This is a genomic window from Luteimonas sp. 3794, from assembly GCF_031456825.1.
In the GTDB taxonomy this organism is placed as follows: domain Bacteria; phylum Pseudomonadota; class Gammaproteobacteria; order Xanthomonadales; family Xanthomonadaceae; genus Luteimonas.
Window position 1 is genome coordinate 240,361 of record NZ_JAVDVJ010000001.1, and the last position, 25,358, is coordinate 265,718.

The 25,358-nt window shown below is 68.3% G+C and carries 17 protein-coding genes and 1 pseudogene; 13 read left to right on the plus strand and 5 right to left on the minus strand.

Annotated features, from left to right (window positions below):
• Positions 1 to 61 precede the first annotated feature (61 nt).
• The 4 genes from J2X52_RS01095 (at position 62) to J2X52_RS01110 (ending at position 3,391) form a co-directional block, all read left to right on the plus strand.
• On the plus strand, positions 62 to 766 hold the full coding sequence (locus tag J2X52_RS01095; protein WP_310147558.1) for a TorF family putative porin: 705 nt from the start codon (positions 62 to 64) through the stop codon (positions 764 to 766).
• A gap of 28 nt (positions 767 to 794) precedes the next feature.
• Positions 795 to 1,133 (plus strand): P-II family nitrogen regulator, encoded by a 339-nt coding sequence (locus tag J2X52_RS01100; RefSeq protein ID WP_310147560.1) that lies wholly within the window; start codon positions 795 to 797, stop codon positions 1,131 to 1,133.
• Positions 1,123 to 2,529 carry an ammonium transporter gene (locus J2X52_RS01105; RefSeq protein WP_310147563.1) on the plus strand — a complete coding sequence of 469 codons (1,407 nt, stop codon included), beginning with the start codon at positions 1,123 to 1,125 and terminating at the stop codon, positions 2,527 to 2,529. Before J2X52_RS01100 ends, J2X52_RS01105 begins: the two co-directional genes overlap by 11 nt.
• A gap of 157 nt (positions 2,530 to 2,686) precedes the next feature.
• On the plus strand, positions 2,687 to 3,391 hold the full coding sequence (locus J2X52_RS01110) for a response regulator transcription factor (protein WP_310147565.1): 705 nt from the start codon (positions 2,687 to 2,689) through the stop codon (positions 3,389 to 3,391).
• Here the strand turns inward: J2X52_RS01110 and J2X52_RS01115 are convergent.
• Positions 3,375 to 4,727, minus strand: a complete 1,353-nt coding sequence (locus J2X52_RS01115) for an ATP-binding protein (RefSeq protein WP_310147567.1) — start codon at positions 4,725 to 4,727, stop codon at positions 3,375 to 3,377. The genes J2X52_RS01110 and J2X52_RS01115 overlap by 17 nt on opposite strands.
• A 227-nt stretch (positions 4,728 to 4,954) precedes the next feature.
• On the opposite strand from J2X52_RS01115, the gene J2X52_RS01120 reads away from it, so the two are divergent.
• The 4 genes from J2X52_RS01120 to J2X52_RS01135 all read left to right on the plus strand — a co-directional run bounded on the left by J2X52_RS01120 (position 4,955) and on the right by J2X52_RS01135 (position 10,908).
• Positions 4,955 to 7,504: an ESPR-type extended signal peptide-containing protein gene (locus J2X52_RS01120; RefSeq protein WP_310147568.1), complete on the plus strand. Its 2,550-nt coding sequence runs from the start codon at positions 4,955 to 4,957 to the stop codon at positions 7,502 to 7,504.
• Between the two features lie 77 nt (positions 7,505 to 7,581).
• Complete coding sequence (locus tag J2X52_RS01125; RefSeq protein ID WP_310147570.1) at positions 7,582 to 9,444, plus strand: S8 family peptidase; 1,863 nt, start codon at positions 7,582 to 7,584, stop codon at positions 9,442 to 9,444.
• 392 nt (positions 9,445 to 9,836) lie between these two features.
• Positions 9,837 to 10,097 carry a hypothetical protein gene (locus J2X52_RS01130; protein ID WP_310147572.1) on the plus strand — a complete coding sequence of 87 codons (261 nt, stop codon included), beginning with the start codon at positions 9,837 to 9,839 and terminating at the stop codon, positions 10,095 to 10,097.
• Positions 10,098 to 10,155: 58 nt separating this feature from the next.
• Positions 10,156 to 10,908 (plus strand): N-acetylmuramoyl-L-alanine amidase, encoded by a 753-nt coding sequence (locus tag J2X52_RS01135; protein ID WP_310147574.1) that lies wholly within the window; start codon positions 10,156 to 10,158, stop codon positions 10,906 to 10,908.
• A 429-nt stretch (positions 10,909 to 11,337) separates the two neighbouring features.
• On the opposite strand, the pseudogene J2X52_RS01140 reads toward J2X52_RS01135, so the two are convergent.
• Positions 11,338 to 12,246, minus strand: a pseudogene (locus tag J2X52_RS01140) (LysR substrate-binding domain-containing protein); the annotation flags it as partial.
• Between the two features lie 381 nt (positions 12,247 to 12,627).
• Between J2X52_RS01140 and J2X52_RS01145 the strand changes: the two are divergent.
• The 5 genes from J2X52_RS01145 to J2X52_RS01165 all read left to right on the plus strand — a co-directional run bounded on the left by J2X52_RS01145 (position 12,628) and on the right by J2X52_RS01165 (position 20,324).
• Positions 12,628 to 13,458 (plus strand): NAD-dependent epimerase/dehydratase family protein, encoded by an 831-nt coding sequence (locus J2X52_RS01145; protein ID WP_310147576.1) that lies wholly within the window; start codon positions 12,628 to 12,630, stop codon positions 13,456 to 13,458.
• Positions 13,455 to 14,639, plus strand: coding sequence for an efflux RND transporter periplasmic adaptor subunit (locus J2X52_RS01150; protein ID WP_310147577.1), 1,185 nt, complete (start codon positions 13,455 to 13,457; stop codon positions 14,637 to 14,639). Before J2X52_RS01145 ends, J2X52_RS01150 begins: the two co-directional genes overlap by 4 nt.
• A gap of 198 nt (positions 14,640 to 14,837) precedes the next feature.
• Positions 14,838 to 18,023 (plus strand): multidrug efflux RND transporter permease subunit, encoded by a 3,186-nt coding sequence (locus J2X52_RS01155; protein ID WP_310147579.1) that lies wholly within the window; start codon positions 14,838 to 14,840, stop codon positions 18,021 to 18,023.
• Between the two features lie 100 nt (positions 18,024 to 18,123).
• On the plus strand, positions 18,124 to 18,873 hold the full coding sequence (locus J2X52_RS01160) for an SDR family oxidoreductase (RefSeq protein ID WP_310147581.1): 750 nt from the start codon (positions 18,124 to 18,126) through the stop codon (positions 18,871 to 18,873).
• Entirely contained in the window at positions 18,873 to 20,324 is a 1,452-nt protein-coding gene (locus J2X52_RS01165; protein WP_310148777.1) for an efflux transporter outer membrane subunit, read from the plus strand. Before J2X52_RS01160 ends, J2X52_RS01165 begins: the two co-directional genes overlap by 1 nt.
• A gap of 496 nt (positions 20,325 to 20,820) precedes the next feature.
• Here the strand turns inward: J2X52_RS01165 and htpG are convergent, their stop codons facing one another.
• The 3 genes from htpG to J2X52_RS01180 all read right to left on the minus strand — a co-directional run bounded on the left by htpG (position 20,821) and on the right by J2X52_RS01180 (position 25,318).
• Positions 20,821 to 22,722: a molecular chaperone HtpG gene (gene htpG / locus J2X52_RS01170; RefSeq protein WP_310147582.1), complete on the minus strand. Its 1,902-nt coding sequence runs from the start codon at positions 22,720 to 22,722 to the stop codon at positions 20,821 to 20,823.
• A 221-nt stretch (positions 22,723 to 22,943) separates the two neighbouring features.
• Positions 22,944 to 23,360, minus strand: coding sequence for a DUF1801 domain-containing protein (locus J2X52_RS01175; protein WP_310147584.1), 417 nt, complete (start codon positions 23,358 to 23,360; stop codon positions 22,944 to 22,946).
• Positions 23,361 to 23,425: 65 nt separating this feature from the next.
• A complete protein-coding gene (locus J2X52_RS01180; RefSeq protein WP_310147586.1) occupies positions 23,426 to 25,318 on the minus strand; it encodes an SLC13 family permease in 1,893 nt (630 codons plus the stop codon).
• Between the last annotated feature and the right edge of the window lie 40 nt (positions 25,319 to 25,358).

Here is a 25,358-nt window from a genome sequence, read left to right on the forward strand (position 1 = left end):
CAACAACAGACGCAGTACGCAATGACCGGGGAGGGCTTTCCATTCATTTGAGGAGCCTGTCATGTCGTCACGCAAGAACGCACTCGCCACACTGCTGTGCGCAGGTCTGCTGTCCGCCGGTGCCGCCCATGCGGAAGTCTCCGGTTCGATCACGCTGACCAGCGATTACCTGTTCCGCGGCCTCAGCCAGACCGACGAAAAACCTGCTTTGCAGGGCGGCGTCGAGTGGGCGCATGACAGCGGTTTCTATGCTGGCGCCTGGGGCAGCAGCATCAGCTGGCTGTCCGATTCCGACCCGGACATCTCCAGCCAGCTCGAACTCGACGGCTATGTCGGCTTCCGCGGCGATTTCGGCGACAGCGGCTTCGGCTACGACGTCGGCGCCGTGCATTACTGGTATCCGGGCAGCTATCCCGCCGGCTTCAACAAGGCCGACACCACCGAGCTCTACGCCGGTGTGAGCTGGAACATCCTCAGCGCGAAGTACTCCTACGCCGTCACCGACCTGTTCGGCATTCCCGATTCCGACGGCAGCAGCAACCTCGACGTCGCTGTGGGCTGGGAGTTCGCACCCAGCTGGACCCTCAACGGCGCCGTCGGCAAGCAGTGGGTCGCCGGCAGCGCGGGCACAGCGACCTACGCGTTCTGGTCGGCGGGTATAGGCAAGTCGTTCGACAACGGCTTCGACATCGCCCTGAACTTCAACGACAACGACCTGATCGGTCCCGACGACACCATCACCCTCGCCGTCACCAAGTCGTTCTGACGCGGCGCGCGCGCACCTGGAGACCCAAATGAAACTGATCATCGCGATCATCCGCCCGTTCAAGCTCGACGAGGTCCGAGAGGCACTCGGCGAGGCCGGCGTCACCGGCCTGACCGTCACCGAGGTCAAGGGCTTCGGTCGGCAGAAAGGCCATACCGAGCTCTATCGCGGCGCCGAATACGTCGTCGATTTCCTGCCCAAGCTGAAGATCGAATGCGCGGTCAGCGACGACGTGTTCGAGGCGGCGATCGAGGCGATCACCCAGGCGGCAGGGACCGGCAAGGTCGGCGACGGCAAGGTGTTCGTACTTGCCCTGGAACAGGCCCTGCGTATCCGCACCGGCGAAATCGGCGCCGATGCGCTCTGACCCCACGGAGATTTCTGAAATGAAAAAGATCGAGTCCCGCGGGTGGAAGACCCGGATGCAGGCGCTGTGCCTGATGCTTTTGTGTGCGTGCGCATTGTTCGGTGTGGCGGGCAGCGCCTTCGCCCAGGACCTGCCGGCGGCCGAGACCGCGGCCGCGGTTGTGGACACGGCCGAGGCCGTGACCTTCGACAGCGGCAATGTGGCGTGGATGCTCACCTCCACGCTGCTGGTGCTGCTGATGGTGGTGCCGGGCCTCGCCCTGTTCTACGGCGGCATGGTGCGTTCGAAGAACGTGCTGTCGGTGATCATGCAGGTGCTGGTGGTGTTCTCGGTGGTGATCATCCTGTGGGTGGCCTACGGCTACAGCGCGGCGTTCACCGACGGCAATGCGTTCTTCGGCTCGTTCACCGAAAAGGCCTTCCTGCGCGGCATCACCGCGGAGACGGATGCCGGTGGTCTGCCGGAATTTCTCTTCATCGTGTTCCAGTCGACGTTCGCCGGCATCACCACGGCGCTGGTCGTCGGCTCGTTCGCCGAGCGCATCAAGTTCTCGGCGGTGCTGCTGTTCTCCATCCTGTGGGTGACGTTCGCCTACCTGCCGATGGTGCACATGGTGTGGAGCGGTGAAGCAGGCTTCCTCGCGCACAAGGGCGTGATCGATTTCGCCGGCGGCACGGTGGTGCACATCAACGCCGGTGTCGCCGGTCTGGTGGGCGCGTACTTCCTCGGCAAGCGCCTGGGCTACGGCAAGGAAGCGATCAAGCCGCACAGCGTGCCCTTCACCTTCATCGGCGCATCGCTGCTGTGGGTCGGCTGGTTCGGCTTCAACGCGGGCTCGGCGCTCGCCGCCGATGCCAGCGCGTCGCTGGCCATGCTCAACACGATGGTCGCCACGTCCGCAGGTGTGGTCGCCTGGAGCATCGTCGAAGCGTTCACCAAGGGCCGTCCGTCGGCACTGGGCGCGGCATCGGGTGCGATCGCGGGTCTGGTCGGCATCACGCCCGCCGCCGGTACCGTGGGCCCCATGGGCGCCGTGGTCATCGGTCTGGCCGCAGGTGCGCTGTGCGTGTGGGGCGTCACCGGTCTCAAGCGCCTGCTGCGCGCCGACGATAGTCTCGACGTGTTCGGCGTACACGGCATCGGCGGCATCGTCGGCGCGCTGCTGACCGGTGTCTTCAGCGCACAGTCGCTGGGCGGCACCGAAGTCGATCTCGCGATCGGCGCCCAGGTGTGGGTGCAGTTCGTCAGCGTCGCGTTCACCGTGCTCTGGTGCGCCGTGGTGACCGCGGTGGTGATGCTGATCGTCAAGCTCGTCGTCGGTCTACGCGTGACCGAGGACGAAGAGCGCGCAGGTCTGGACATCGTCTCGCACGGCGAATCGGCCTACGAGAAGTAGGGAGATAACCGGCGTCCGCGCAGCGCGCGGACGCCGGCCAACAAAGCGGGGCCAGCGGGCGACGGCGGGGAAGGCCGGCGCCCGTTTTGCGTGTGTCTGTCCACGTGGCCCCCGGTGGGGCTAGGATGCCGGCCACGATGACCGGCTCCTTTCCGCCATGACCGCGCACGCCCCGCTGCATGTTGCTGTACTCGAGGACGAGGTCATGCTGCGCGAGCGCATCCTGCTGCCGGGCCTGCAGCGCTTCGGTTTCGATGTGGTTGGATTCGAGACCATCGCGGCGCTGCGCGCGCATCTGGAGCTGCGCCCGGTCGACCTGGTGGTGCTGGATGTCGGTCTGCCCGATGGCGACGGCTTCAGCCTTGCGCGCGCGCTGCGCGAGACGCGGCCGCAACTCGGGGTGGTGATGCTGACCAGCCGCGCCGAGACCGGCGACCGCGTGCGCGGCCTCGCCGAAGGCGCCGACGCCTATCTGACCAAGCCGGTCGAGATCGACCTGCTCGCCGCCACATTGCACAGCCTCGCCAGGCGCATCGGTACGACGCCCGCACCCGCGCGCGCGCCCGACCGCCGTTGGCGCATGAGTGAAGACGGCTGGTGTCTGCTGTCGCCGTCCGGCGGTTCGGCGGCACTGACCCAGAGCGAGCGCCGGCTGTGCAGACGCCTGTTCGAAACGCCTGGCGCACTCGTGTCGCGCGAGCAGCTGATCGAAACGCTGACCGAGCAGGTGCACGACTTCGACGCGCACCGCATCGATTCGATGATCCATCGTCTGCGCAGCAAGGCGCACGCGCGTTGCGGCGAGGACCTGCCGCTGACCGCGGTGCGGGGCCGCGGTTACATGCTCACGCCGCAGGGCTGAGCGGCAACGCGATCCGGAACGTGGTGCCCGCGCCGGGCGTGCTCGTCACATCGATCGTGCCGCCCGCCTTGGTCACCAGCTCGTGCACGACTGCCAAGCCCAGACCGGTGCCGCTGTCGGCGGGCTTGGTGCTGAAGAACGGTTCGAATACGCGCGCTGCGACATCGGCCGGCATGCCGACGCCGTCGTCGCGCAGCGCGATCACCACGTCGCCGCGCTCGCGGCGCGCATCGATCGCGAACGTGCCGTTGCCGCCAATCGCATCGCGTGCGTTGGATGCCAGGTTGAGCAGCATCAGTTCGAACTGGCTACGGTCGAACAGGATCGGCAGCGGCGCGGCCTCACGGGAGCAGGTCAGCACGATGTGCGCGTCGAGCAATTGGCGCAGCATCGGTTGCAACGCATCGATCGCTTCGCCGGCATCGAAGACTTCCGCCTGCGCATCGTCGCGGCGACTGAAGCGCAGCAGTCGGCGGCTGATCGCCATCCCGCGTCGCGCAGATTCCTCCACTGATTCGAGGCTGCTTTCCAGTTGCCCAGCGCGTTGCGCGTCGCTGCCGCCGTCGTCTTCGTGGCGCTCGGCCGAGAAGCCGGCGATGACCGAGAAGATGTTGTTGAAATCGTGGGCCATGCCGCTGGCCATGCGCTCGGTGATCTCCTTCTTCTGCGCGTGGATCAACTGCGCATGGGTGCGCTCACGCTCGCGGATTTCCTGCTCCAGTGCTTCGCCGCGCGCATTGGATTCGCGCAGGCTTTCGCGCAGTGCCTCGGTGGTGCGGTCGGTGAGGATCGCGACCAGAAAATAGCTCAGGATCGTCGAGGGGACGTTGTAGAGCGCGCGCGCCGGTGTCTCGGCGAACAGCACCAGCGTATCGCGCATCACGCCCACCGCGACCATGGCAAGCAGGGCGAAGAACACGATCCACAAGGTGCGCCGCCCCAGCACAAGCCCGCTGAGGATCAGCACCAGCATCTGCGCCAGCTGATCGGGCAGCTGACGTTCGAAACCGTTCGCGAACGCGTTGACGAACAGCATCGTCAGCAGCACGCCGAGCATCGTGCGCACCGCCGGCCGGAACCGGCCGCGCCGGATCATCCACACGCCGACGCCGGCGAGCACCGCGATCACCAGGCTGAAACCCAGCGAGATGATCAGCGCCGGTGCGATGGGGCCCTGCGCGAGCGTCGACCAGGTCATCGCGACGCCGAAGACGACCATCGCCGGCACGGTGATGGCGAGGAAGAGCAGCAGGATCTGGATCACGCGGGCATTGCGGCGATCGACGACATCGGCGATCGGCACCCGGTCTAGCCATCGGAAAACAGGGTTGGGCATGGCGTTCGCGCTGCTTTGCACCACGCGGACGGCGGTGAGATAGCGGTGATCTTCCGGCGAGAAAACGCGGGTGACAAGGGGCACGCGGCGGTCGTACGTTCGTTGACGGGACGCCCTACCCGATCGGGATGACAGGGCCAAGACAGACACGGACGCCGGACGTGGCGGGCAGATGCCCGCTGCAGGACCGCGTGCGCCTTCACGAAACGCCTGCCGGAGACACCGAAATGAACCGCATCTACTGCACCCTCTGGAATGCCACGCTCGGTCGCATGGTCGTGGCCTCGGAACTTGCGCGCTCGCGCACCGGCCGCCGGGCCGGCGTGTTGCTCGTCAGCGCCGCGCTGGTCCTGCCGACGACCGCGATGGCGCAGGCCACGGCGGTCGGGCTGCAGGCATTCGAAGCGCCGACCGCAGTCGATGCGACCGAAGTCGCGCGCTACTTCCAGGCGAGCGGTAGTGCCGACAGCGATGCCGGTGCCTACGTCGAAGGCGACAATGCGCTGGCCGCCGGTGAAGCTGCCGCGGCGATCGGCAATGGCGCGACGGCACTGGGTGGCGGTGCTCTCGCCTTGGCCAACGAAGCCACCGCAGTCGGAAAGGACAGCCTGGCAACCGGCAACTCGGCCACGGCCGTCGGCGGCATGCTGCGCTTGGACTACAGCGACATCGGCAGCTACGGCGTCGTGCTCGACCAACAGACCATGGCGAACGGCCTGGCCTCGACCGCGCTCGGTGCAGGCGCGCAGGCCAACGGCGACTTCAACATCGCGATCGGCGCGCAGACCGAGACCAGCGGCAAGTCAGCAGTCGCGATCGGCGGCATCGTCGACGTGCTCGAAGACCAGATCGGCGAAGGTTTCGCGGGGTCCGACCTGCAGAACACGCGTGCGTCGGGGCGTCTATCGACGGCCATCGGCGGCGGCGCGCAGGCGCTCGAATACGCATCGACGGCGATCGGTGCGCTGGCCAATGCCAGCGGCATCCGTTCGATCGCGATCGGCTACGTGACCCAGGCGACCGGCTACGACGCCACCGCGGTCGGCGACCGCACCGAGGCGACCGAGGACTGGGCGACCGCCTACGGCGCCGGCGCACGCGCGAACGGCTTGCGCTCGACCGCACTGGGTGGGTTCTCAAGCGCGCTGGCCGAAAACGCGACCGCGGTTGGCTGGGGCGCATTCGCATCGGGGGTCAACAGCACGGGCGTGGGCAACGGCGCGTGGGCGGCGGGGCGCAACAGCATCGCGATCGGCGATGCCATGGTCTGGAACGGCTACTTCTGGGGCGACGGCGATCCGATCCTCTACGTCGACAGCACCGCGATCGGCACTGGCGCGAATGTCCATGGTTCGGATTCGATTGCGTTCGGCACCAACGCCTACGTCGGACGCCTCGAAGAAAGCGGCCTGTGGGCGCCAGTCGACGGCAGCGTCGCCCTGGGCGCCAACGCACTTGCCGATCGCGCGAACACGATTTCCGTCGGTCGCGCCGGCGAAGAACGGCAGATCACTAATGTCGCCGCCGGTACCGAAGACACCGATGCAGTGAACCTGGCCCAGGTGCGGTCCATGACCTCGGGCCTGGATGCGCTCGCCGAGAACGCGGTCGTCTACGACACTGCGGACAAGGCCGCGCTGACACTCGCGGGCAATGAGGGCACGCGCATCGGCAACCTCGCCGACGGCGCGGTGTCGGCCACAAGCAGTGATGCGATCAATGGCCGTCAGCTGCATGCGGGCCTGCGTAGCCTGGCAGACGTGCTGGGCGGTGGTGTCACCGCCACCGCATTCGGCACGCTGACCGCGCCCTCGTACTCGATCCAGGGCGTGGCCTATGACGGCATCGCCGAGACGTTCTCGGCACTCGATACGCAGATCAGCCGGCTCAACGCGCGCGTGGACGGGGTGGAGACCGCGGTCGACCAGAGCGGCGGCGGTCGCGTCTCTGTCGGTGGCGACAACCCAGCTACGATCGGCGCCGATACCAACGCGGTCGCGGTCGGTGCGGGCGCGGCAGCCAACGGCAGCAACGGCGTCGCAGTGGGCGGCGATGCCTATGCGCATGGCCCCAACGACACGGCGCTCGGCGGGAACGCCCGCGTCGAAGCCGATGGCAGCACCGCGGTCGGTGCGAACAGCAGCATCTCGGCCAATGCAACCGATGCCGTCGCTGTCGGCGAAAGCGCATCGGTGACGGCCGCTTCCGGCACTGCGATCGGCCAGGGCGCGAGCGTCACCGCGCAGGGCGCCGTGGCACTGGGGCAGGGCGCGGTGGCGGATCGTGCGAACACGGTGTCGGTGGGCAGCGCTGCGAACCAGCGCCAGATCACCAACGTCGCCGCCGGCACGCAGTCGACCGATGCGGCCAACGTGGGCCAGTTGCAGGCCGGGGTCACCGAGGCGAAGGCCTACGCCGACACCACGGCCACTCAGGCGGTGTCGACGTCCAAGGCCTACACCGACCAGCGCCTGGCGAGCTGGGGCGATCAGTTCGAGACCTACCGTGGCGATGTCGAACGTCGTTTCAGTGACGTCGATCGCCGTATGGACAAGCAGGGCGCGATGAGCGCGGCGATGCTCAACATGGCCACGAATGCCGCGGGCACCCAGAGCCCGCGCGGCCGGGTTGCGGTCGGCGCCGGCTTCCAAAGTGGCGAGCAGGCCCTGTCGATCGGCTATGCGAAGAAGGTCGGCGAGCGCGCGTCCTTCAGCCTCGGCGGCGCTTTCAGCGGTGACGAGACATCTGCCGGCATCGGCTTCGGTATCGACCTGTGACGTGCGGCGGCGTCATCCGCTGCTGTCTTTCCCGATTCGCCCATCCGGGCCCCCATCCTTTGACGGAGACACGTTCCATGCGCATCCAGACCACCCTCGGCGCCGCGATCGCCGCCATCCTGTTGACCGGCGCCACCCAGGCTGCCCCGCCCCGCCTCGACCGTATCGTGACCCGTGACATGGCTGCAGCGCCTGCTGCGGGCGCAGGCGCACAGCGCTTCGTGGTCAAGACCTCGGCTACTGCGGCCAACGGCCGCGCCGCACTGGGCGGTGCGTTGAATACTTCAGTGCGCCGCGCCGGCCTCGCCAGCGCCGTGCGCGCGACCACCACCGCTGCCGCGCGTCCGGCGGCAACTGCGCGCGTGCTGCGCAGCATGGGCGCACCGGGCTGGCACGTCGTGCAGACCTCGCGTGCGCTCTCGGAATCCGAGAAGGCGAGCTTCATCCGCGAGCTGTCCGCCGAGCCGGGCGTGCTTAAGGTCGAGGCCGATCGTCTGTATCAGCGTGCGGACGTCGCCCGCAGCACCCAGGTCGTGCGCGCCGCCGCGCCGAACGACCCCGCCTACGCGACGCTGCAGTGGAATTTCAACAACGCGACCGGCGGCGTGCGCGCCGAACAGGGCTGGGACATCTCGACCGGCGAAGGCGTGATCGTGGCCGTGATCGATACGGGCATCGTGCAAAACCACGCCGACCTCGCAGTCAACGTGCTGCCGGGTTACGACATGATCTCCGACAAGCTCATCTCGCGCCGCGACACCGACGAGCGGGTCGCCGGCGGTTGGGACGTTGGCGACTGGGTAGAGGCCAACTACTGCACCGCGCTGGGTGCCCAACCCCACCCCGCCGAGGCCAGCTCCTGGCACGGCAGCCATGTCGCCGGCACGATCGCGCAGCAGACCAACAACGGCGTCGGCCTTGCCGGGCTGGCACACAACGCGAAGGTCGTGCCGGTGCGCGTGCTCGGGTCCTGCGGCGGCTACGGCAGCGACATCGCCGACGGCATGCTGTGGGCGGCCGGTGCGCAGGTCGATGGCCTGCCGCTGAACCCGAACCCGGCCGAAGTGATCAACATGAGCCTGGGCAGCGGCGCCCCGTCGTCTTGCCCGACCGTCTACCAGGACGCGATCAACGCCGTGAACAATCTCGGCTCGATCATCGTCGTGGCGGCAGGCAACTCGAACGCCGACGCAAGCACCTACACCATGGGCTCCTGCAGCGGCGTCATCGCCGTCGGCGCCACCCGCGTCACCGGCGGCAAGGCGAGTTATTCGAGCTGGGGCACGCGCGTGGATCTGTCCGCGCCCGGTGGCGGCGGCTCGGTCGACGGCGATCCGAACGGATACATCTTCCAGGCGATCAATGCCGGCACCACGCGCCCAACCACCGAATACGTGATCGGCGGCTATACCGGCACCTCGATGGCCTCGCCGCACGTCGCGGCCGCAGTGGCGATGGTGCAGAGCGTCGTCGACACGCCGCTGAACTGGTCGCAGATGCGCACGCTGCTGCGCAGCACCGCCCGTCAGTTCCCCGTGTCGATTCCGGGCTCCACGCCGATGGGCACCGGCATTCTCGATCTCGCCACCCTGCTCACGACTGCGACGCAGCCCCCGTGCACCGAAAACTGTGCACCGCCGGCCACCGTGCTGCAGAACAAGGTGGAGCTGCGCAATCTGTCCAACGGCGCCGAGGACGCGCTCTTCAGCTTCCAGGCACAGGCGGGCGCGACCCTGACGTTCATGACCTACAACGGCACTGGCAACGTGTCGATGTATGTCGCGGCCGGACGCGTGCCCACTACGACCGACCGCGATGGATTTTCCACCCGCGCCGCCAGCAACACCGAAACCGTGCGCTTCACCGCACCGGTCGCCGGCACCTACTACGTACGCCTGACCGGCACCTACGCCGGCATGACCCTGGTCGCACGACAGTAGGCCGGATGTCCCCGCGTCGGAACGCCGACGCGGGGCGCCGCGTGCCCATGGAGCGATCGCCCGAGACGGATTTCGACTGGTTGACGTCCCTGCCATGCTGGGGGCCGTCCGCCGACGGGTGCGAAACGCTCGAGATCGCGGTGTCCGAACTCCTCCACCGCAGTGGCGCAGCGGACTGGCGCTTTGCTTTCGTCTCGTGGGCCAGTGCACGACTGATCCAGACCGGCGAGTGGTACGAACTCGACGCACTCGAAACGCGGCATGGCAGCGACATGCTGCAGGTCGTTCGCGATACGGGCAACGCCATGTGCGGTGCAGCGTTGCAATGCGCTCATTCGATCGGATCAACGCACTGTCGTTGCGCCACGCGTGTGGCGGACGGGACCCCACAAATGCACGCACCGACACGCCCGCCGGCCGACTACGACTGGCTGCTCGACTGGACCGATTGGGTCACGCGCAACGATCACCGTCTCGAAGCGGTCTTCGTGCTCGACACCTTCCTGCAGCGCAGCCGGGCGACGGAGGCGACGTGGGCGCTCGATTTCCTGTCCTGGAAATGCGAGCGTCTGGCCAGCGACGGCTGCTGGTACGAAGCACGCCTCGAACATCTGCACGACCGCAGTCACGTGCGCGTACTGCTCGACCGCTGACCGTTCCGCATCGGCATGGCGGCTTGCGTCCGTGCGCGCGAGCGGGTGCAATGCGGACATGCGCACTCTCATCGTTCTGCTCGCCGCGCTGCTGCTGTCGGCCTGCGCCCACAACGCACCGCGCAATCCGCTCGCCACCTGGGTGCCGTCCACCAATCACGATGCGCGTCGACCGGTGCTGGTGGTGCTGCACTACACCGAACAGGATTCGGTGCAGCGCAGCCTCGACACATTGCGCACCGCCAACAGCGGCGGACGCGTGAGCTCGCATTACCTGATCGGCAAGAACGGCGAGCGTTACCAGCTGGTCTCCGACCTCGACCGCGCCTGGCATGCCGGCGCGGGCAGCTGGGGCGCGGTGTCGGACGTGAACTCGGCCTCGATCGGCATCGAGCTCGACAACAACGGACGCGAGCCGTTCACCGAGCCGCTGGTCGAGAGCCTGTTGGTCCTGCTGGGTGATCTGAAGACGCGCTGGCGCATTCCGGCCGAGAACTTCATCGCCCACTCCGACCTCGCGCCTGCCCGCAAGATCGATCCGGGCGTGCACTTTCCGTGGAAGCGCCTGGCCCGGCACGGCTATGGCCTCTGGCCGCGCGACGACACGCTGCCGGCGCCGCGCGGGTTCGACGTGGAGCAGGCGTTCCGCACGCTGGGATATCCGGTCGACGATCTCGACGCGACGTCGCGCGCGTTTCGCTTGCGCTTCCGCGGACTGGCCGAGGGCCCGCTGGATGCCGAGGACCGGCGCATGCTCTATGCGCTGGTGCAGGGGTGGACGATTCCGGCCGACGCTGCGGCGCAGCCCTAGGGACTTCTGCACAAGTCCGTCATTTCCCCGGAAGCGGGGCCTTCAACCGCCGCACGGCGCGTTGTCCCGGGTCTTCAAGCGATTGACCAGAAGGCACTGGATTCCCGCTTGACCGGACATGCGTCCGTTGAAAGCCGCGGGAATGACGAGTACGAGTGGAGTTGTTCAGAGCTTGCCGAGCGTGTCTGGATTCTGCGTCTCGCAACGCCGCACCCGTGCCGGGCAACACTGCGGCACGCACGCTGTCACGTGCAACGCTAAGCCATCGTGCAGCGCGAAACCTCGTCACCGCTCAACGCGCACAAGCTCCTCATCGGCGTCCACCTGCGGCGCCACCGCACGCCGAGTCGCTTTTTCCAGCTGCGCAAGCGCGACTTTGCCCGCCGCCTTCGCCTGCATCGCCTGCTGCTGCACCTTGCACAGCGTCTGCATGTGGTCGGCGTCGAAGTTCAGACGGTCGATCAGGAAATCCACGAACGCGCGGACCTTCGGCGAGACCAGACGGCCGCCGGGAAAGACCGCGTTGAAGTCGACTTCCGGACCGGTCCAGCCGGCGAGCACGCGCTGCACCATGCCGGCCTCGACGAAGGCTTTGGCCATCACGTCGCCGGTCAGCATCAGGCCCTCGCCCTTGATCAGGGCCCAGTTGAGCGCGGCGGGATCGTTGGCGACGAGCTGCGGGTTGACCGGGAAATCGCGCAGCGCGCGACCGTCGGTCAAGGACCAGACGAAGCGGTTGTTCGCGTTGTGGCTCTTGCGCATCACCAGGGTACGGTGGTGCTGCAGGTCGTCGGGGTGCAGCGGCTCGCCGTGCTGTTCGATATACGCCTGGCTGGCGAACACCTGCGTGCGCAGGCTGCCGAGCTTGCGCGCAACGAGATTCGAATCGGGCAGGGTGCCGATGCGCAGGGCGAGATCGGCTTCGCCTGCAATCAGGTCGAGCTTCTCGTTGCCCATGTGCATGTCGAGCTGGATCTCGGGGTACTGCGCCTGGAAGTCGCCGAGCAGCGGCGCGATCCAGGTAATGCCGATCGAGTACGGCACGGTGAAACGCAGCCAGCCGCGTGGGCCGGACTGCAGCTGGGCGACGGCGCTCTCGGCATCTTCGAGTCCGCGCGCGATGCGCTGGCAGTGCTCGTGATAGACGCTGCCGGCCTCGGTCAGGCCCAGCCGACGCGTGGTGCGGTTGAGCAGGCGCGCGCCCAGTCGCTGTTCGAGTTCCTGGACCTTGCGACTGACCGTGGTCTTGGGCAGGCCCAGTGCGTTGGCGGCCGCGATGAAGCTGCCCTGCTCGACCACTTTGACGAAGATCAGGGTCTCGTTGAGATCGTGTGCCATGTGGAACTCCTGGAGCGGGCGCGCGCACGGTGCGCGGAGGATTGGACCGTGACGGGGATAATTATTCCCTCGAATAGGGACTAATCAAGTCCCCTTTCGAAGCGGATGATCTGCGGCATCCCCCGAGTCGACGCCGCCCATGTCCGTCCCACGTCCCGCCGCGCCCCCTGCGAAACGTTCTGCGACCGCCCCCGCGCGTCGCCGCGGACTGCGTATGGAAATCCCGCCGAATCAATCGTCTAGCGCCCGGATCGCGACCCCGAAGCGGTTGCAGGCCGGGCACGCGGGCTGGGGCTGGTTGTGGTCGTGGCTGCCTGGCAAGACACGTCCCCGCAACGCCCCGGCGTCGATCGAAGCGCGGTTTTCGGGAGACAAAATCCCATGAAAGGGACAATCAAGGCGCCTTTGGTGATTGTGGGCGCCACCGGGATGGTCGGAACGCGCCTGGTTGCGCAGGCTCTGGCTGCCGGACGCCGCACGATCGCGGTCGCCAATGACGCCGATGCGCTCGACCGTCTGCAGGCCCGGTACGGCGCCGCGCTGACCACGCTGTTCGCTGATATCCGCAGTGACGGTGACGCCGCCGATCTCGCCGCGCGCCTGCGTGCATTGCCTGGCCCGGCACCGGGCGCGGTGATCGCGGCGATCCGCGGCGCCGCCGGCAGCCAGCGTGTGCTCGATGCGCCTGCCGACTTCCTGCGTCGTCGCCTGGACGAAGACCTGCTGCCGCATCTGTCCATCGCGCGCCATCTGCTGCCGCTGCTCGCCACGCAACCGCGCGCCGGGTACGTGCTGATCGGCGGCCCGGGCGCGGACCATCCGTGGTCCGGTTACGGCCATCACTCGATCGGCGCGTCCGCGCTGCGGATGCTCGCGCGGGTGCTGCACGAAGAAGCGCGCACCCTACCGGTGCGCGTGCAGATGCTCGCCGTCGATTCGCCGGTGCGCTGCGATGCCAACGCGGCGACTGCGCGCGCGCAATGGCCGGATGTCGACGCGATCGCTGACCACGCGCTGCGCATGGTCGATGGCGCCGCGAACGCCGACGTCGCCCTCGTGCGCTTTCCGATCGGCGCCGCCGTGCGCCCGCCCGGCCTGTCCGACGACCTCGACGTCGGTCCATGCGCACCCCCCACGCAACACCAGACCGACGCCAGCGCTCTGCTGCGTCGCCTCGCCACTGCCGCCTCCCCCCAGGAATCCCGCTCATGATCCGCACCCACCTCACACCGCGCGCGTGGCGCGCTCTCGCTGCGACCGGCCTGGCCGTCGCCGTGGCGGTCGTCGTCGCCGGTTGCGACACCCAGGCCCAGGACCAGACCCAGCCGCCACCGCCGGATGTCGGCGTCGCCGCGGTGCTGTCGGAACAGGTGCAGGACTGGAACGACGCCACCGGCCGCATCGCCGCGGTCGAAAGCGTCGAACTGCGCCCGCGGGTCAGCGGTTACGTGCAGCGCGTGGCCTATGCCGAAGGTGATGAAGTGAAGCAGGGCGACCTGCTGTTCGTCATCGATCCGCGGCCCTACCGCGCCGCGCTGCAGCGTGCGGAAGCCGAGCTGGCCCGCGCCCGCGCCGATGCCCAGCTGGCGACCACGCGTCACGCACGTGCACAGCAGCTGATCGATGCCAGCGCGATCTCGCGCGACGATTTCGAAGCCCGCAGCGCCGGTCGCGCCGAAGCCGAAGCCGCGGTGCGTGGCGCCCAGGCCGCGGTGGAAACGGCGCGGCTGGATCTGGCGTTCACCGAAGTGCGTGCGCCGGTCGCCGGTCGCGCCGGTCGCGCGATGCTGACCACCGGCAATCTCGCCCAGGCCGACGCGTCGATGCTGACCACCGTGGTCTCGCAGGATCCGGTGCATGTCTACTTCGAAACCGACGAGCGCACCTATCTGCGTCACCAGGCGATGTCGCGGGCCGGCGAACGCCGCAACGGAGAAAACGCCGTGCGCGTGGGTCTGGCCGACGAGACCGGCTATCCGCATGCCGGCACCGTCGACTTCCTCGACAACCAGATCGACCCGGCCACCGGCACCGTGCGCGCCCGCGCCGTGCTGCCGAACCCGGACCGTCGCTTCACCCCCGGCATGTTCGCCCGCGTGCAGCTGGAAGGCGCGGCCGCGCGCCCGGCGATCCTGATCGACGACAAGGCGGTGATCACCGACCAGGACCGCAAGTACGTCTACGTCGTCGGCGAGGACAACACCGCGCAGCGCCGCGACATCGTGCCGGGCCGGATCGTCGAAGGTCTGCGCGTCGTCGAATCGGGGCTTGCCGCGGGTGATCGCGTGATCGTCAACGGCGTGCAGAAGGTCTTCATGCCGGGCATGCCGGTCGCGCCGAAGGCGGTCGCGATGCGCGGCGGCCAGCCGGTCGAGGCAGTCGCGAAGCGCTGACGCGCGATTGCTTGAGCCCCTCTCCCCTGGGGAGAGGGGTTGGGGTGAGGGCTGCTGGTCGCGCCGGTAGTGCCCCGCCCTCATCCGCCCCTCCGGGGCACCTTCTACCCCGAGGGCACGTTGTCCCACAGGGAGAAGGGCTTGCCGTTCCCGCGTTCTTTTCTCTGCGGCCCACGCGCCGCCCACAAGGATTTCCCCGTGGACTTCTCCCGCTTCTTCATCGACCGGCCGATCTTCGCCGCGGTGCTGTCGATCCTGATCTTCGCCGGTGGCCTGATCGCCATCCCGCTGCTGCCGATCGGCGAATACCCGGAGGTCGTGCCGCCCTCGGTAGTCGTGCGCACCGTGTATCCCGGTGCCAACCCGAAGGTGATCGCCGAAACCGTGGCGACGCCGCTCGAGGAAGCCATCAACGGCGTCGAGGACATGATGTACATCAAGTCCGTCGCCGGCTCCGACGGCGTGCTGCAGCTCACCGTCACCTTCAAGCCCGGCACCGATGCGGACGAGGCGGCGGTGCGGGTGCAGAACCGCGTGGCCCAGGCGCAGGCGCGATTGCCGGAGGACGTGCGACGGCAAGGCGTGACCACGCAGAAGCAGTCGCCGGTGTTCCTGATGGTCGTGCATCTGACCTCGGAGGACGGCCGTTACGACTCGCTGTACCTGCGCAACTACATGCGCCTGCACGTCAAGGACGAGTTGGCCAAGATCACCGGCGTCGGCGATGCGCAGCTGTTCGGCGGCGGCGACTACGCGATGCGGCTGTGGCTCGATCCCGACAAGATCGCCGCGCGCGGCATGACCGCGAGCGACGTGGTGCGCGCGGTGCGCGAGCAGAACGTCCAGGTCTCCGCCGGCCAGCTCGGCGCCGAGCCGATGCCCAACGGCAGCGACTTCCTGTTGCCGATCAACGCCAAGGGCCGGCTGGAGACCGTCGAGGAATTCGGCGACATCGTGCTGAAATCCGGCGCCGACGGTGAGCTCGTGCGCCTGGCCGATGTCGCGCGTATCGAACTCGCCGCCGGCGACTACACGCTGCGTGCGCGCCTCGACGGCAAGAACGCCGCGGCAATCGGCATCTTCCAGGCACCGGGTGCGAACGCGCTCGACATCCGCGACGGTGTCGTCGCGAAGATGGACGAGCTGCGCCCGCAGCTGCCGCCCGGCGTGCAGATCCAGTCGATCTACGACACCACGATCTTCGTCCGCGATTCGATCAAGTCGGTCGTCGTCACCCTGCTCGAGGCCACGCTGCTGGTGGTGCTGGTGGTGATCCTGTTCCTGCAGACCTGGCGCGCGTCGATCATCCCGCTGATCGCGGTACCGGTGTCGATCGTCGGCACCTTCGCGGTGCTGTACCTGCTGGGCTATTCGATCAATACGCTGACCCTGTTCGGCCTGGTGCTGGCGATCGGCATCGTCGTCGATGATGCGATCGTCGTGGTCGAGAACGTCGAGCGCCACATCGAACTCGGCGCGGCGCCGCTCGAGGCCGCGCACCGGGCCATGCGCGAAGTGTCAGGCCCGATCATCGCCATCACCCTGGTGCTGTGCGCGGTGTTCGTGCCGATGGCGTTCCTGACCGGCGTGACCGGGCAGTTCTACAAGCAGTTCGCGGTCACCATCGCCATCGCCACCGCGATCTCCGGCCTCAATTCGTTGACCCTGTCGCCGGCGCTCGCGGCGATCCTGCTGCGTTCGCACGACGCGCCGAAGGACCGCGCCTCGCGCCTGATCGACCGGCTGTTCGGCTGGGCGTTCCGGCCCTTCAACCGCTTCTTCAACAGCAGTTCGCAGCGCTACGAAGGCGCGGTGTCGCGCGTGCTCGGCCGTCGCGGCGCGGTGTTTCTGGTTTATGCGGTGCTGCTGGTCGGCGCCGGCCTGATGTTCAAGGTGGTGCCCGCGGGCTTCATTCCGGTGCAGGACAAGCTGTACGTGATTGCCGGCGTGAAGATGCCGGAGGGCGCATCGATCGAGCGCACCGACGCGGTGCTGAAGAAAATGGCGGCACTCGCCAATGAAGTGGACGGCGTCGCCAGCGAGATCGCGTTCCCCGGACTCAACCCGCTGCAGTTCACCAATACGCCCAACAATGGCGTGATCTTTTTCACCCTCGATCCCTTCAGCGAGCGCTCGCGCAGCGCCGAAGAGATCACCGCTGAGCTCAACCAGAAGTTCTCGACGATCCAGGAAGGTTTCACCTTCGCCTTCATGCCGCCGCCGATCCAGGGCCTCGGCAACGGCTCGGGCTGGTCGCTGTTCGTCGAGGACCGCACGCGCCTGGGATACGGTGAACTGCAGGCCGCGGTGCAGGCGTTCCAGGGCGCGGCGATGCAGACGCCGGGTCTGGGCTATCCGATCAGCAGCTACCAGGCCAACGTGCCGCAGCTCGATGCCGACGTGGACCGCGAGAAGGCCAAGGCGCAGGGCGTGCCACTGACCGAACTGTTCGACACGCTGCAGACCTACCTCGGTTCGGCCTACGTCAACGACTTCAACATGTTCGGCCGCACCTGGCAGGTCATCGCCCAGGCCGACGGCCAGTTCCGCGACGAGGTGACCGACATCGCCAACCTGCGCACGCGCAACGAAGCGGGCGAGATGGTGCCGGTGGGTTCGATGGTCAACGTCCGCCAGACCTACGGGCCGGACCCGGTGATCCGCTTCAACGGCTATCCCGCGGCCGATCTGCTGGGCGATGCCGACCCGCGCGTGCTGTCGTCGGGCGAAGCCATGGCCAAGGTCACCGAGCTCGCCGGACAGGTGCTGCCGGCCGGCATGGGCATCGGCTGGAGCGACCTGAGCTACCAGCAGTCGAACCAGAGCGGCGCGGCCATGGTGGTGTTCCCGCTCGCGGTGCTGCTGGCGTTCCTTGTGCTCGCGGCGTTGTACGAAAGCTGGTCGCTGCCGCTGGCGGTGATTCTGATCGTGCCGATGACGCTGCTGTCGGCGCTGTTCGGCGTGTGGCTGGCCGGCGGCGACAACAACGTGTTCGTGCAGGTGGGCCTGGTCGTGCTGATGGGGCTGGCGTGCAAGAACGCGATCCTGATCGTCGAGTTCGCCCGCGAGCTGGAGCTGCAGGGCAAGGGCATCGTCGAGGCCGCGCTGGAAGCCAGCCGCCTGCGACTGCGTCCGATCGTGATGACCTCGGTCGCCTTCATCGCCGGCACCGTGCCGCTGGTGCTGTCGACGGGTGCGGGTGCGGAAGTCCGCTCGATCACCGGCGTCACCGTGTTCGCCGGCATGTTGGGCGTGACCATCTTCGGCCTGTTCCTGACGCCGGTGTTCTACGTCGCGCTGCGCAAGCTCGCGAACACGCCGCTGGTCTCGCACAAGCCGGTTGCGCCCACGCCTGACGTTCCAGACAAGGGGCTGCACGCATGACCCGTGCCGTTGCAGTCCGCATCGCACCCGTTCACCGCTTCGAACCGGACCGCGCGCAGTCGCGCGGCCTCACCCCAGATCCTCACTGCAGGAGTCATCCATGAGCACCTCTCCCCGTATCGCCCTCGTCACCGGCGCCACCCGCGGCATCGGTCTGGAAACCGTGCGTCAGCTCGCCGAAGCCGGCGTGCACACGCTGCTGGCCGGCCGCAACCGCGACAAAGCCGTCGAAGCCGCCTTGAAGCTGCAGGCCGACGGTCTGCCGGTCGAGGCCATCGCGCTCAATGTCACCGACGCCGCGAGCATCGCCGCTGCGGCGAAGACCGTCGAAGACCGCCACGGCCGGCTCGACATCCTGGTCAACAACGCCGGCATCCTCGCCGACGATGCGCAGCTCGGCGCTGCCGGCCAGTCCATCGACACCTGGCGCACGACGTTCGAGACCAACGTGTTCGGCCTGATCGCGACCACCCAGGCGCTGCTGCCGCTGCTGCTCAAGTCGGCGGCGGGCCGCATCGTCAACGTGTCCAGCCTGCTCGGTTCGATCAGCGAGCATCAGAATCCGGACTCTTTCATCTACGACTTCAAGGGCGTGCCGGCCTACAACGTCTCCAAGAGCGCCGTGAACGCGTGGACAGTGCACCTGGCCCACGTGCTCAGGGACGCCGGCATCAAGGTCAACACGATCCATCCGGGCTACGTGCGTACCGACATGAACAAGGCCGGCGACGAACAGAACGGCGAACTCGAAGTCGCCGACGGCGCGCGCACCAGCGTGCGTCTGGCGCTGATCGACGATGCCGGCCCGACCGGCGGCTACTTCTATCTCGACGAGGTGCTGCCGTGGTGATGCGACCGCTGATCACGGTGCTGGCGACGGCCTTGCTGGCCGCCTGTGCCGTCGGCCCCGAGCACGTGCGGCCGTCGATGGCCGTGCCGGAGACGTTCGAAGGCGTGACCGCGCAAGATGCGACCGCCGCAACCGACACCGCCGCGCCCGCCGTGCTCGATACCGCGTTCTGGCAGGCGTTCGGCGATCCGCAGTTGAATGCGCTGGTCGACGACACGCTGGCGGCGAACCATGACCTGCGCATCGCGCTCGCCCGCTATGACCGCGCGAACGCCTTGCTGCGTGGCACACGCTTCGATCAGTTTCCGACGATCGACGCCAGCGCGAACGCTGCGAGCAATCGCGCAAGTGCCGACCAGGCGCCCGGCGTACCCCGCGATGCACGCGACACCGACAGCTTCGATATCGGCATCGGCGCCAGCTGGGAACTCGACCTGTTCGGCCGCGTCCGCCGCAGCGTCGAAGCCGGACGCGCCGATGTCGCCGCGAGCGCGGACGATCTGCGCGCGCTGCAGGTCGCGATCGTCGGTGAAGTGGCGACGGCGTATCTCGACCTGCGCGGCCTGCAGGAACGGCTGCGCGTGGCGACCGAGAATGCCGGCAACCAGCAGCACACGCTGGCGCTGGTCGAAGCGCGTCGCAACGCCGGACAGGACAGCGACTTCGACAGCGCGCGCGCCTCGGCGCAGGCCGCCTCGACCGCGTCGCGCATCCCGATGCTGCAAGCCGAAATCGCCGTCGCGACCCACCGCATCGCCGTGCTCACCGGCCGCACGCCCGACGCGTTGCGCGCGCAGCTGAGCGTCGCGCGAGCGTTGCCCGCGGTGCCGCGTGCGATCGACCCCGGCACGCCGGCCGATGTGCTGCGTATACGCCCCGATGTCTCCGCGGCCGAACATCGCCTGCATTCGGCGACCGCGCGTGTGGGCGTCGCTACGGCCGACCTGTTCCCGCGGCTCACGCTGGGCGGCCTGATCGGCAGCCAGGCCGGCGACATCGACGCCCTGTTCGGACGCGACAGCGAAACGCGACTGGTCGCACTGGGCATCGACTGGTCCTTCCTCGACATCGGCCGCGTGCGCGCACGCATTGCCGCGGCGGACGCAGACGCCTCGATGGAACTCGCGCGCTACCAGCAAACCGTGCTGCGCGCACTCGAAGACACCGGCAATGCCCTGGTGCGCTTCGACCGTGCCCACGACGCCGATGTCGAACTCGAACGCGCCGCCCGCGACAGCGCCCGCGCCGCACAACTCGCGCGCATGCGCTTCGATGCTGGCGGTACCAGCCTGCTGGAAGTCCTGGATGCCGAACGCACCCAACTGCAGGCCGAAGACGCCTTCGCCGCCGGCCGCACCCGCACCGCGACCGATGCGGTGGCGCTGTACCGCGCATTGGCCGGCGGCTGGCCGCAGAGCTTGCCGGCGCGGGAGACGGCGGGGATGCGGTAGATCGCATCGTCGCGCGATGCAGTTCCCGGTCCGGGGCGTGCGTGGATATCCGCTTTGACGGTCTGGTTTCCCGCGACTCTGCCCTCACCCCAACCCCTCTCCCGGAGGGAGAGGGGCTAGTGCAGCATCGCGCTCCCTTATCAGGGCTGGCGCGTGTCGGACCGACAGCACGCCGCTCTGGTGGGGACATACGCGCTTTGAGCCGTCAGCATGCCGCTCCCGTTCGAGCAGGCGCGCTTCGAGCCCCTCTCCCTCTGGGAGAGGGGTTGGGGTGAGGGCGCCTTTGCGAGCCATGTGCGACTTCGCGAGGTAGGCAAGTGGCCGATGACGGCATCACGCAACACCGGAAGCGGCTAGATCCGCACCCGATACGCGCGTCTGTAGATCAGGCGCGGTCATCGGCCCATACAGCGCGCGTATCACGCTTCATGCGCGCCCCCACCCAACCCTCCCCCGCGTGCGGGGGAGGGCTTGAGCGAAGCGCGAGGCCGGATGATCAACCGCCCAGCAGCACCCGGTTCATCCGCTGCACGAACGCCGCCGGATCCGGCAGTGGCGCGCCCGCGGCAATCTCGGCCTGCTCCAGCAGCAGCGTCGCCAGATCGGTCGCCTTCGCATCGTCGGCTTCGCCTTCGATCCGCTGCAGCAGGGCGTGCTGCGGATTGATCTCGAGGGTCGGCTTGCTGTCCGGCACGTCCTGGCCGGCTTCGCGCAGCAGGCGGGCGAGGTGTGGGGCCATTTCGTAGTCGGCCAGGGCGAGGCACGACGGCGAATCGGTCAGGCGCGCGGACACGCGCACGTCGCCGACGCGCTCGCCGAGCAGCGTCTTGATGCGCTCGACCAACGGCGCTGCGGCAGTGGCGGCTTCGGCCTGCTTCGCCTTGTCGGCCTCGTCGAGCGGCAGCTCGCCCTTGGCGACGTTCTTCATCGACTTGCCGGCGTACTCGTGCAGGCTGCCGAGCATCCATTCGTCGATACGGTCGAACATCAGCAGCACTTCGATGTCCTTGGCGCGGAAGGCTTCGAGTTGCGGGCTGCCGGCAGCGGCCTTGTAGCCGTCGGCGGTGATGTACCAGATGGTGTCCTGGCCGACGGCCATGCGGCCGACGTAGTCGTCGAGCGATACGGTCTGCGCGGCGCCGTCGCCCTTGGTCGAGGCGAAGCGCAGGATCTTGGCGATGCGCTCGCGGTTCGACGCGTCCTCGACGATGCCTTCTTTGAGCGTATTGCCGAAGGCCTTGTAGAACGCGGCGAACTTGTCCGCGTCGTCGCGTGCGAGCTTCTCGATCAGGTCGAGCACGCGCTTCACGCAGGCGCCCTTGATGCGGTCGAGCTGGCGGTTGTGCTGCAGCAGTTCGCGGCTGACGTTGAGCGGCAGATCGTCGGCGTCGACGACGCCGCGCACGAAGCGCAGATAGTTCGGCAGCAGTTCCTCGGCCGCGTCCATGACGAACACGCGCTTGATGTAGAGCTTCAGGCCCTTGCGCTCGTCGCGCCCGCCCATCATCAGGTCGAACGGCGGCTGCGACGGCAGATACAGCAGCGTGGTGAAGCTCTGGCTGCCTTCGACGCGGTTGTGGGTCCACGCGGCGGCGTCGTTGAAATCATGGCCGAGCGCCTTGTAGAAGCCCTGGTAATCCTCGTCGCTGATCTCGGACTTGGGCTTGGTCCACAGCGCCGACGCATCGTTCGCGGTTTCCCATTCGGGCGCGGCGTCGGACTTGGCCTCGTCCTCGCCCTCGGCCGGCATCGGCGCGTCCTTGGGCATGCGGATCGGGAAGGCGACGTGGTCGGAATACTTGCGCACCAGCGAACGCAGCTTCCAGCCGTCGAGGAATTCGTCCTCGTCGGCCTTGAGGTGCAGCACGACGGTGGTGCCGCGCTCGGGCAGGCTCACCGCTTCCAGCGAATACTCGCCGCGGCCATCGCTTTCCCACTTCACGCCATCCTGCGGCGCGGCGCCGGCGTGGCGGGTCATCACGGTCACGCGGTCGGCGACGACGAAGGCCGAATAGAAGCCCACGCCGAACTGGCCGATCAGGCGCGCATCGGCCTTCTGCTCGCCGCTCATCGCTTCCAGGAAGCGGCGCGTGCCGGAGCTGGCGATCGTGCCGATGTTGGCGACCACATCGTCGCGGCTCATGCCGATGCCGGTATCGCGGATCGTCACCGTGCGCGCCGCCTTGTCCCAGCTGACGTCGATGTGCAGTTCGCTCTCACCGCCCAGCAGGTCGGGATTGGCGATCGACTCGAAGCGCAGCTTGTCGCAGGCGTCGGAGGCGTTGGAGATCAGCTCGCGCAGGAAGATCTCCTTGTGCGAGTACAGCGAGTGCGTGACCAGGTGCAGGACCTGGGCGACTTCGGCTTCGAACTTGCGGGTTTCGGCAGGTGCGGTCATGCGTGCGGCGTCCGTGTGGCTGTGGTGCGAGCCGGGGATATTGGTGTGGATGGCCGGCTTTCAAGCGCCGGCCGGGCGCAGCCAGTCCGACGCCTTGCGCCGGGCCGTGCTGCCCCGCGGACAACTGGGTCTTGCCTGCTGCCGCGCGCGCGGGGCTGGTCTCCCTCCATGGGGACTGCATGGTCCCGCCGGAACATCACGCCGGCCGCGTGGCTAGGTCCTCAGACGTGGGCGATCCACTGCCGCAACAGCGCCTGCACCGCGACGGCCTGCGTCTCGATTGCGGCACGGTCCGCAAACGTCAGCAGCGCGCGGTCGGGCGCGGGCCAGCGCAGCAGGCCCTGTGGATCGTCGATGGCGAGGCCGCCGTCAGGCTGGGCGCGTGTCTTGGCGCCCCGACGCAGCACCAGACCGATGCCGGCTTTCAGGCGCAGCTGGGTGGTGGCGAAATACTCGGTGGTGCGCCAGCTGGGCGCATTCCACTTCACGCCCTCCGCGACGGTGGGATCGACGCCGAGCACCAGCGCGCGCAGCCGTTGCACGGCGTCGGTATGCGGATGGTCGAGCGTCGCCATGAAGGCGTCGACGGCCACGGATGTATCGGCCGGGGTGCTGTGCGGGATGCGGCGCGCGGACATGGCGACCTCCTGGAACGGACGCGGCCCAGTGTGCCGGACGCCCCGTGCCGCGCCTGTCGTCGCATCTACAGCGGCCAGATCCACAGCAGCATCGGAATCGACACCAGCAGCACCAGCAGCTGCACCGGCAGGCCCAGACGCCAGTAGTCACTGAAGCGGAAACCGCCGGGGCCGAGGATCAGCGTGTTGTTCTGGTGGCCGATGGGCGTGAGGAAGGCGCAGGACGCGCCCACCGCGACCGCCATCAGATAGGGGTCTGCGTTGACGCCCAGGGTGCCGGCTGCGCCGATCGCGATCGGGCACATCACCGCTGCGGTGGCGGCGTTGTTCATCAGGTCCGACAGCGTCATGGTCACGACGAGGATCAGGACCAGACCGATCACCGGGTGGCCCTGGGCGACGCTTTCGAACAGTACGCGGGCGATGAGATCGGCGGTGCCGGTGGACTCCATCGCGCCGGCCACCGGAATGAGGGCTGCCAGCAGCACCACCACCGGCCAGTCGATCGCGCCATAGACCTCGCGCGGCGGCACCGTACGCAGCGCCATCGAAGCGACCACGCCAGCCGCGAACGCGACCGCTGCAGGCACCAGCCCGGACGCGGTGGCGATGATGGCGCCGAGCAGGATCAATGCAGCGGTGATCGCCTTGCGCCGGTCGGGGATGCGCAGCGCCCGCTCGGCCAGCGGCACGCCGCCAAACTCGGCAGCGAATGCGGCGATCGCCGCCTGCGTGCCCTGCACCAGCAGCAGATCGCCGTCCTGCAGGCGCTGCGAGCGCAGCCGCTTTCTCGACCGGTGGCCGGCGCGCGAGATCGCGAGCACATTGATGCTGTAACGCGTGCGCAGGTCGAGTTCCGAGGCCGAGCGCCCGGCGAGGCCCGAGCCCGGCAGCACCGCGATTTCCTGCAGCACGATGTCGGCGTGGGGCGTGCGCGCATCGTCGCTGCGGTCGTCCGGCGCCGTGTCTCCATCGGGCGTCGCGTCGTCGATCGGTGTTGGCGCGGTGTCATGCGCGTCGGTGTCGTTGCTGCCGGCATCCGTCGCGTCGGCGTCGTCCGGCTCCGAGGGCACGTCTTCCTCCAGCTTCGCCCCGAGCCGGGCGAGTACTTCGCTGAGCACGTCGGCGTCCGCCTCGATCACCAGGATGTCGTCGGCGCGCACCACGCGCGACGGATTGGGCGCATGCACGCGCAACTCCGCCTGGACCATGCCGACCACCTGCGCATCGTGTTCGTCGAGCAGCGTCTCGATCTCGCGCACGGTCTTGCCCACCGCCCGCGCGCCCTCGGGCACGCGCACCTCGGTCAGATATGCGCCCGGATCGAAGCCCTCCACCGCTGCCTCGCGCCGCACCGGCACCAGCTTCCAGCCACCGAGCACGAGCAGCAGCACGCCCGCCACTGCGACCGCCGCGCCGACCGGCGTGTAATCGAACATCGAGAACGGCGCGCCGCCCAGTTCCTGCCGGAAGCCGGACACGATGAGATTGGGCGGCGTCCCGATCAACGTGGTCATGCCGCCCAGGATCGAGCCGAACGCCAGCGGCATCAGCACCTGGCCCGGCGCGAGCGACTGCTTGCGGGCAATCTGCACCGCCACCGGCATCAACAGTGCCAGCGCGCCGACATTGTTCATGAAGGCCGAAAGCAGTGCCGCCAGTGCGGTCAGCGCGGCGATCGACAGCATCGGTCCGGCCTTGGACGGCAGTACCACGCGGGTCAGCGCGTCCACCGCGCCCGAGGTCTGCAGCCCCCGGCTGAGGACCAGCACGCAGGCCACCGTGATCACGGCAGGATGGCCGAAACCGGCGAACGCCTGCTCGGCGCCCACCAGCCCCACCGCCACACAGGCCAGCAACGACGCCCCGGCCACCAGGTCGTGCCGCCAGCGGCCCCACAGAAACAGACCGACCGTGCAGGCCAGGATGGCGAGGATCAGGATCTGGTCGGTCTGCATCGGGCCGTTCTGTACGAAATGACGCAGCCTAGAGCGCGGC

What these genes read in the sequence shown, in the direction of transcription:
- J2X52_RS01125 (WP_310147570.1), top strand. Translation starts at nt 7,582, where the DNA reads ATGCGCATCCAGACCACCCTCGGCGCCGCGATCGCCGCCATCCTGTTG.
- J2X52_RS01160 (WP_310147581.1), top strand. Translation starts at nt 18,124, where the DNA reads ATGAGCACCTCTCCCCGTATCGCCCTCGTCACCGGCGCCACCCGCGGC.
- J2X52_RS01130 (WP_310147572.1), top strand. Translation starts at nt 9,837, where the DNA reads ATGCACGCACCGACACGCCCGCCGGCCGACTACGACTGGCTGCTCGAC.
- J2X52_RS01165 (WP_310148777.1), top strand. Translation starts at nt 18,873, where the DNA reads ATGCGACCGCTGATCACGGTGCTGGCGACGGCCTTGCTGGCCGCCTGT.
- J2X52_RS01135 (WP_310147574.1), top strand. Translation starts at nt 10,156, where the DNA reads ATGCGCACTCTCATCGTTCTGCTCGCCGCGCTGCTGCTGTCGGCCTGC.
- J2X52_RS01150 (WP_310147577.1), top strand. Translation starts at nt 13,455, where the DNA reads ATGATCCGCACCCACCTCACACCGCGCGCGTGGCGCGCTCTCGCTGCG.
- J2X52_RS01175 (WP_310147584.1), bottom strand. Translation starts at nt 23,360, where the DNA reads ATGTCCGCGCGCCGCATCCCGCACAGCACCCCGGCCGATACATCCGTG.
- J2X52_RS01100 (WP_310147560.1), top strand. Translation starts at nt 795, where the DNA reads ATGAAACTGATCATCGCGATCATCCGCCCGTTCAAGCTCGACGAGGTC.
- J2X52_RS01145 (WP_310147576.1), top strand. Translation starts at nt 12,628, where the DNA reads ATGAAAGGGACAATCAAGGCGCCTTTGGTGATTGTGGGCGCCACCGGG.
- J2X52_RS01095 (WP_310147558.1), top strand. Translation starts at nt 62, where the DNA reads ATGTCGTCACGCAAGAACGCACTCGCCACACTGCTGTGCGCAGGTCTG.
- J2X52_RS01115 (WP_310147567.1), bottom strand. Translation starts at nt 4,727, where the DNA reads ATGCCCAACCCTGTTTTCCGATGGCTAGACCGGGTGCCGATCGCCGAT.
- J2X52_RS01180 (WP_310147586.1), bottom strand. Translation starts at nt 25,318, where the DNA reads ATGCAGACCGACCAGATCCTGATCCTCGCCATCCTGGCCTGCACGGTC.
- J2X52_RS01120 (WP_310147568.1), top strand. Translation starts at nt 4,955, where the DNA reads ATGAACCGCATCTACTGCACCCTCTGGAATGCCACGCTCGGTCGCATG.
- htpG (WP_310147582.1), bottom strand. Translation starts at nt 22,722, where the DNA reads ATGACCGCACCTGCCGAAACCCGCAAGTTCGAAGCCGAAGTCGCCCAG.
- J2X52_RS01110 (WP_310147565.1), top strand. Translation starts at nt 2,687, where the DNA reads ATGACCGCGCACGCCCCGCTGCATGTTGCTGTACTCGAGGACGAGGTC.
- J2X52_RS01105 (WP_310147563.1), top strand. Translation starts at nt 1,123, where the DNA reads ATGCGCTCTGACCCCACGGAGATTTCTGAAATGAAAAAGATCGAGTCC.